Origin of the sequence: Pseudanabaena biceps PCC 7429 (assembly GCF_000332215.1) — a bacterium.
In the GTDB taxonomy this organism is placed as follows: Bacteria; Cyanobacteriota; Cyanobacteriia; order Pseudanabaenales; family Pseudanabaenaceae; genus Pseudanabaena; species Pseudanabaena biceps.
Genome location: NZ_ALWB01000170.1, coordinates 1 through 7,350, shown reverse-complemented (window position 1 = coordinate 7,350; position 7,350 = coordinate 1). Strand labels below are relative to the sequence as shown.

The window sequence follows — 7,350 nt, the reverse complement described above, 5'->3', positions numbered from 1 at the left end:
AGATAGCCTTGCCGAAAGATTACGGGAAGATCGGGTAAGAGCATAATTCAACCCATTTTATCTGGATTAGAGTTAGGAGACACGACCGATGATGATCGGCGTTACTTGTTGGACTTAGGTTTAGTGGTGCGAAGTCAGGAAGGCGGTTTGAAGATTGCTAATCCGATTTATCAAGAAGTTATTCCCAGAGTTTTATCTCAAGGAGTGCAAGATAGTCTGCCAATGATTCAACCTAGCTGGCTGAATGTTGATGGAAGTCTCAATGCTGAAGTCCTACTTAATGCTTTTCTAGTTTTTTGGCGACAACATGGTGAGCCATTATTTAAGAGTGCTAATTATCCAGAGATTGCGCCGCATCTGGTGCTGATGGCATTTCTACACCGAGTTGTGAATGGTGCTGGGACGCTGGAAAGAGAATATGCGATTGGTTCGGGGAGAATGGATATTTGTTTGCGCTATGGCACAGTGATTTTGGGAATGGAGTTGAAGGTATGGCGAGACAAGAAGCCAGATCCACTCAAGGAAGGACTAAAGCAGTTGGATAAATATTTATCAGGATTGAGCTTGGATACAGGATGGTTAGTGATTTTTGATCGCCGTTCTGGGTTACCATCGCTAAGCGATCGCACCACCACTGAAAATGTGATTAGTCCCGCAGGACGGGAAATCATTGTGATTTGGGGATAGACACCTAACTTATCAACATTTTAACATTTGAGAAATATGAGATTAGAAATATGAGAGCCCAGTTGACGATAGATAAAATCGAGATTGAAAGCATATTGTCCTTACTAGCCACCTATCGCCTACTACCAAACTTTCAACGGGAACAAACCATAGATCGCGAGATCGCCAACATAAGCATTAGCCCAGAAGAGATTGCCCTCGCATTACAACAATTCCAGCAACGCTACCAATTGACGAGCCAAGAAGCAGTTCAGAAATACATCCAGATTTATTCTCTTACGGACATCCAACTACAAGCGATCGCTCTGCGCGAATACAAAATCGAAAAATTCAAACAGCAAACATGGGGCAACCGACTGGAATCCACCTTTTTAAACAATCGCGCCAACCTAGATCGAGCCACCTACTCCCTCATAAGACATAAAAACCCCGAACTTATCCAAGAATTATTCTTTCGGATTCAAGGAGGCGAGCAATCCTTTGCCGAACTCGCATCCCAATACTCACAGGGAGCAGAAGCCCAAACAGGAGGACAGATTGGACCCATAGCCCTCAGTAAACTACCACCCATCATGGCGGATAAACTGCGCAACAGCCGTCCCCAGCAAATACATCCACCATTTCTGTTAGAAGAATGGTTCGTAATTTTACGCCTAGAGAAACTAATGCCCGCCCAATTTGACCCTCAGACCCAGCAACTACTACTCAATCAATTATTTGAACAATTTTTGCAAGAGCAAAAGTTACAAGAACAAAATATGATAATAACCAGTAGTCTCGCCGTTAGTCCTTAATTTTGAATGACCACCAAAATCCATGCAATTCAAGAACTTCTCGATCGCATCCCCCTATTACAAACCATAGATCGGCAACTTTTAACAGAACTAAGCGATCGCCTACAACCATTACGCTATCGCATGGGGCAAGTGATTTTGCGGCGCGAGACCATGCCAGCCCAAATCATGTTTTTATGGGAAGGACAAGCCCGACTACTCGCCCAAATACCGCAAACAACATCCCCGATCACCCTAGAGATCCTTAAACCAGGAGCCATAATCGGCTGGGCAAGCCTGATGCGCAACCTACCCTGCGAAACAGCAATCGCCTCCATTGAAAGCATCTGTTTTGCCCTAGATGCAAGAGATTTCCTACAATTCTGCGATCGCGACCCAGCATTTAAAGCCGCATTTAGCAATCAAATCTCGGCTTCGGAAGTATTCGACCTCCTAACGATCGAAATGGAACGAAGGGCGCAAGCCCCCAGCAACTTTCCCCAACTAACCCGCGAGGTTTGGCAACAAGCAGCCGTAACGACCTTCTCATCGGGAAAAATACCCCTCACAAAACTCGCCCCCGACCTTATTTGGCTAGTAAGTGGCGGTCAAAACATCCCAATTCCCGTGGGAAGCCGCCTCGAACTGAAACGCGATTTTATCGAAATTCCCGAAGATAGCTATCTACGATTGATAGGTCTGCGCGACAACTTTGCCCCACCCATCGAAGCAATCGCAGAAATACCGCCCCACCCCACCGCCTTTGATATCCCCTACGCCCCCGACCTACCGACGGTTGCCGATATTGACGAGCGGAAGATACAAGACTATCCCCATATATATGGTAGGGGACCAATCGATGCCTCAGTCGCTTGCTTTGAGATGCTAGCCAAATACTGGCGGATGCCCTTTAATCGCCATGCGATCGCCCGCGCGATCGCCAGCCAATACCATCGTTCCCAAAAAGTTTCTCTCCAATTATGCGGCATGATTGCCGAACTGATGGGCTTAAACGGACAATTAGTCACCATTCCCACCAGCGCAATTAGCCAGATTCCCACCCCCGCCCTATTACCATGGCAAGATACCTTTGCCGTTCTCTATAAAACCAGCGATCGCGAACTGGTATTAGGTATTCCCGAACAAGGAATTACGATTAAAAAAATAGCGCAATTCGCCGAGCTATGGGGGGAATCAGGACAGATTTTAATCGTTCAACCAACCAAAGACACACCCAAACAGAAATTTGGCTTATCTTGGTTCTTACCCTATCTCAAGCGCTATCGCAGTCCCCTGATCACCGTTCTATTTGCTTCTTTTTTTGTACAGCTATTGGGATTGGCAAATCCGCTGATCACTCAGGTAATCATCGACAAAGTAATCAATCAAAATGCCCCTGCAACCTTAAATACCCTAGGCATACTCCTATTGACGATCGCCGTATTTGAAGCAGTAATCAGCGCATTGCGAACCTATCTATTTGTGAATACAACCAATCGCATCGACCTAACCTTAGGCTCGGAAACCATCGACCACTTGGTCAGACTGCCCTTGCGTTATTTTGAAAAGCGTTCAGTCGGTGAACTATCTAGTCGAATTGGCGAACTAGAAAACATCCGTCAATTTCTCACAGGTACAGCACTGACGGTCGTTCTTGATGCCGTCTTTTCGGTAATCTATATCGTCGTCATGATTTTCTATAGCTGGCTCCTAACCCTAGTAGCTCTAGGGACAGTGCCGCTATTTGGACTACTCACCTTCATCGTTGCCCCCATCGTGCGATCGCAACTGCGGACAAAAGCCGAACGCAACGCCGAGACGCAATCCTATCTAGTCGAAGTGGTTTCAGGAATCCAGACAGTGAAAGCCCAAAGCATTGAATTGCAATCACGGTGGGAATGGCAACGACGCTATGCCCGTTATATGTCCGATGGATTTAAAACAGTGGTGACTTCGACTACAGCAGGTTCGATGAGCCAGTTCTTAAACCAGTTCTCTAGTTTGCTATTGCTATGGGTCGGCGCATATCTAGTCCTCGATGGCAAGCTAACCTTAGGGCAGTTAATCGCCTTTCGGATCATTGCTGGCTATACGACATCGCCATTACTGCGCCTGATTCAGCTTTGGCAAAATTTCCAAGAGACCGCCCTCTCCCTAGAACGCCTCAGCGATATCATCAATCATCCCCAAGAACAAGAAGCCGCAGGTCGTCGCAATATTCCCATGCCCGCGATCTTAGGAGCGGTCCGCTATGAAAATGTCAATTCCCGTTTCAATCCCCATGGGAATCTACAGCTTAATAGCGTTAATTTAGAAGTGCCCTCAGGTAAGTTTGTCGGAGTCGTAGGTACTAGTGGTGCGGGCAAGAGTACCCTGACAAAATTATTGACGCGACTCTACGATCCCGAAGCAGGTCGGATTCTCATCGATGAATATGATATCGGTAAGGTCGAGCTTTATTCATTACGCCGACAGATCGGCGTAGTTTTACAAGATACCCTACTTTTTGATGGAACCGTCCAGCAAAACATTGCCTTGACCAATCCCGATGCTAGTCCCGACGAAATCATTGCAGCTGCGCGTATAGCTTGTGCCCATGACTTTATCATGCAGCTACCTCAAGGATATGAGTCAAGGGTGGGCGAACGTGGGGCCGCACTGTCAGGGGGCAAAGACAAAGAATAGCGATCGCGCGGACAGTATTGCAGAAACCAAAACTATTAATTCTGGATGAAGCAACGAGCGCTTTAGATTATAATACCGAGCGCCAAGTCTGCTTGAATCTTGCCGAAGAATTTCGAGGTCGAACGGTCTTTTTTATTACCCATCGTCTGGCGACGATTCGGAATGCCGATCTGATTGTGGTGATGGATAGCGGTCGGGTGGCGGAGCAGGGAACTCACCATGAATTGATGGCGATCGAAGGCAATTACTACTGCTTATATCGCCAACAGGAAGCGGCTGGAGACCCATAGTGTTGGAGGTGCCAAGCACCAAAACCTGATCTCTCACTACCAATTCCCGAAAGTGTGACAACACTTTCGGGAATTAGAACCCAAACCTAGTAAGGGTTTAAAAAATTAAAAATGGCTATGCCATTTTTAGTTTTGGGATAACTTGATGAATTTAATATTTGGAGAAAATTCAATTCGGTGGCAGTAAAAATATGATGAATGGAAGTGGGAAGCAGCAAAATGGGAAGAAACAAAATGGCGATCGCGATCTTGAGGAAATTCAATCGCAGCATTTAGAAGTAATATCGCCTCAAGACATGGGGGATGGCAGTAAGAACGAAAATAATGACGCGAAAAATAACGCGAAAAATAATGCAAAAACACCAAAGGGCAACTCTTCCCAAAATAGTTTTGATCAACCCTTAGTATTGAGTCAATCGCCTAAATGGATTCAAACAATTTTATGGACTTTTCTCGGTGCGTTAACCGTAGGCTTGGTCTGGGCTTCGGTCGCCAAGATTGAGGAGTCTATTCCCGCCCAAGGGAAATTAGAGCCTCAGGGGGCAGTCAAAGAGGTGCGTTTACCTGCCAATGGCGTACTAAAGGAGATCTTAGTGCAGGATGGGCAGAGGGTCAAAACGGGAGATGTCTTGCTGCGGATTGATGCAACTGCCGCTAAGGCTCAGCTTGAGTCGCTCCAAAAATTGCGGCGGAATTTGCAACAGGAAAATCAGTTCTATCGGGATGTGCTCAATGGCAAGCGATCGGTCATTGACCCTGCCAAGGCTGTGGCTGTGCCTGCGGAGTTCCTTGCCCTTGCCCGCAATCGTGAGGCTCTGGCTACGGAAATCGAAATGTATCGGATGCAGGTCAATGGGGGTAGTGCTAGTTTGACGAGCGATCAGCAGGATCGGCTGACCGCTAATCGAGCTGAACTGAGTTCTAGATCTCAAGCGGCTGAAGCCAATATCGCTCAGTTAGTAGAACAGCTTAACCAAACGCGGATTAACCGTGCTGGTCGTCAGAGTTCGTTGGCGATCGACAAAAAAATTCTCGACGATATTGAGGTTGTTGCCAAAGAGGGCGGGATTCCTCGTTCCCAATATCTCAAGCAGAAACAACAGGTACTGACGACAGAATCCGAGATCCGTCAGCTTGCGCAGGAGGAAATGCGAATTAAGGCGGCGATCGCTGAAGGTAAGGCTCGTCTTAATAATACCTTTGATACGACGCGCAAGGAATTGACTGCTCAAATTGCGGATAATACTAAGCGGATGGCGGAGATTGACAGCCAGTTTACTAAGGCTTTGGTGGATAACAGCAAGCGGATTGCGGAGATTGATGGTCAGGTTCGTCAGGCGGAGGTTACTCTCAAATACCAAGAGCTGCGGGCTCCTGCGGCGGGTACGATATTTGAGTTGAAGGCGGGGCTGGGCTATGTGGCGAATATGAATGCGAGTGAGGTCGTTCTCAAAATTGTGCCCGATGATCTGCTGGTTGCGAAGGTGTTTATCACTAATCAGGATATTGGTTTTGTGAAGGAGAATATGCCTGTTGATGTGCGGATTGATTCTTTCCCTTTTACTGAGTTTGGAGATGTGAAGGGGAAGTTAATCTGGATTGGTTCTGATGCCTTACCGCCTGATCAATCCCATCCGACCTATCGCTTTCCTGCGAAGGTGCTCATGGAACGACAGTCTTTGAGTATTAATGGTCGCGAAATTCGTTTGCAGTCTGGTATGTCGCTGATGGCGAATATCAAAATTCGCGATCGCACTGTCATGAGTCTGTTTACTGATTTCTTTGTCAAAAATACTGAAAGTCTCAAGTTTGTTCGCTAGTTTTATCTGGCAAAGCCTAAAGCCTCTGATTGCCTCTAAGGTGATTTAGGCTTTGGCTTTGGATGACTTTGGCTTCTTGGTTGGTTGGGCAGCAAGTTTTTGCAGTTTTTGGACTTGTTTGAGGCTTAGTCCTGTGAATTGGGCGATTAAATCCATAGACATATTGGAACGCATCATGTTTATGGCGATTTGTTTCGTTGCTTTAGCTAGACCTTCAGCCTCGCCTTCAGCCTTGCCTTCAGCCTTGCCTTCGGCTTTGCCTTCTAGTAGAATTTCTTGATAAATAACTGATTCTTTCATAATTTCGCTCCTTAAAAGTCTTTGGATGATCTCTTTATTCAGGGCTATACCTGATATTATAGCTGTCGATGCGGCGACGTTGCTTTGTACTTGTTTGTCTGCAATATTTTCGATTTGTTTGGCAACTTGTCTTAGGGTTTCTGTGGGGTTTTCGGTTTTTGTTAGTACAGCGAAGGGAAAGAGTCCTTGGTATTGCTGAAATATTTCTGTGGGCTGTTCCCATATTCTGATGACGTTAAATTCATGGTTTAGCTTGCCAATGCTAAAGTTTGTTTCATGGACTAGGGGAGATTGACTGGGGGTGAGGTAGATAACGACTTGATGTATTTGTCTTTCTGGGAATTTACGATATAGTCGCAGTCGATAGTCAGCCATGCGGAAGGGGATATTTTGATTTGCTTCGGTCTGAAATTCTATATGCAGAATAATTTTGGTTGATTCGAGAAATATCACGGAGTCGGCGCGAATTGGTTCGACTGAGAGTTCCGATGGTTCGATTTTGGTTAGGGTTATGGCTTCGCCCAATATCCAACTGGCGAAGTCTCTAGAAAAGCTTTCGGCTAAGAATTTGCAAATATTATCGATCATTTTGGGATTCTATCATTTACCGATCGCCTACTCATTTCTACTGGAGTTTAGACTAAGTTGATTAAGCTAATCAGAAAAAGAGCAGGAAAAAGTAACCCAGAGAATGGAGAACTGGGCAAATCCAAGAGAATGAAAAGGAGAATATTTAGGATTAGGAATTAAGGATGTCTTTGTTGACCTTTTTGGGACGAGAAGCGCGTTTTTGAT

The 7,350-nt window shown here is 45.9% G+C and carries 3 protein-coding genes and 2 pseudogenes; 4 read left to right on the top strand and 1 reads right to left on the bottom strand.

Annotation, left to right across the window (positions count from 1 at the left end; genetic code table 11):
- From PSE7429_RS16740 to PSE7429_RS16725, 4 genes and pseudogenes are all read left to right on the top strand, one after another.
- Window positions 1-687 (top strand): annotated as a pseudogene (locus PSE7429_RS16740) (ATP-binding protein); the annotation flags it as partial.
- Between the two features lie 50 nt (window positions 688-737).
- Window positions 738-1,481, top strand: coding sequence for a peptidylprolyl isomerase (locus PSE7429_RS16735; protein WP_009628463.1), 744 nt, complete (start codon window positions 738-740; stop codon window positions 1,479-1,481).
- 6 nt (window positions 1,482-1,487) lie between these two features.
- A pseudogene (locus tag PSE7429_RS16730) lies at window positions 1,488-4,435 on the top strand (peptidase domain-containing ABC transporter).
- A gap of 191 nt (window positions 4,436-4,626) precedes the next feature.
- Entirely contained in the window at window positions 4,627-6,255 is a 1,629-nt protein-coding gene (locus PSE7429_RS16725) for an HlyD family efflux transporter periplasmic adaptor subunit (protein ID WP_009628460.1), read from the top strand.
- A gap of 45 nt (window positions 6,256-6,300) precedes the next feature.
- Here the strand turns inward: PSE7429_RS16725 and PSE7429_RS16720 are convergent, their stop codons facing one another.
- The gene (locus PSE7429_RS16720) at window positions 6,301-7,143 is read right to left on the bottom strand and encodes an Rpn family recombination-promoting nuclease/putative transposase (protein WP_009628459.1); all 843 of its coding nucleotides are present in this window, start codon (window positions 7,141-7,143) and stop codon (window positions 6,301-6,303) included.
- Between the last annotated feature and the right edge of the window lie 207 nt (window positions 7,144-7,350).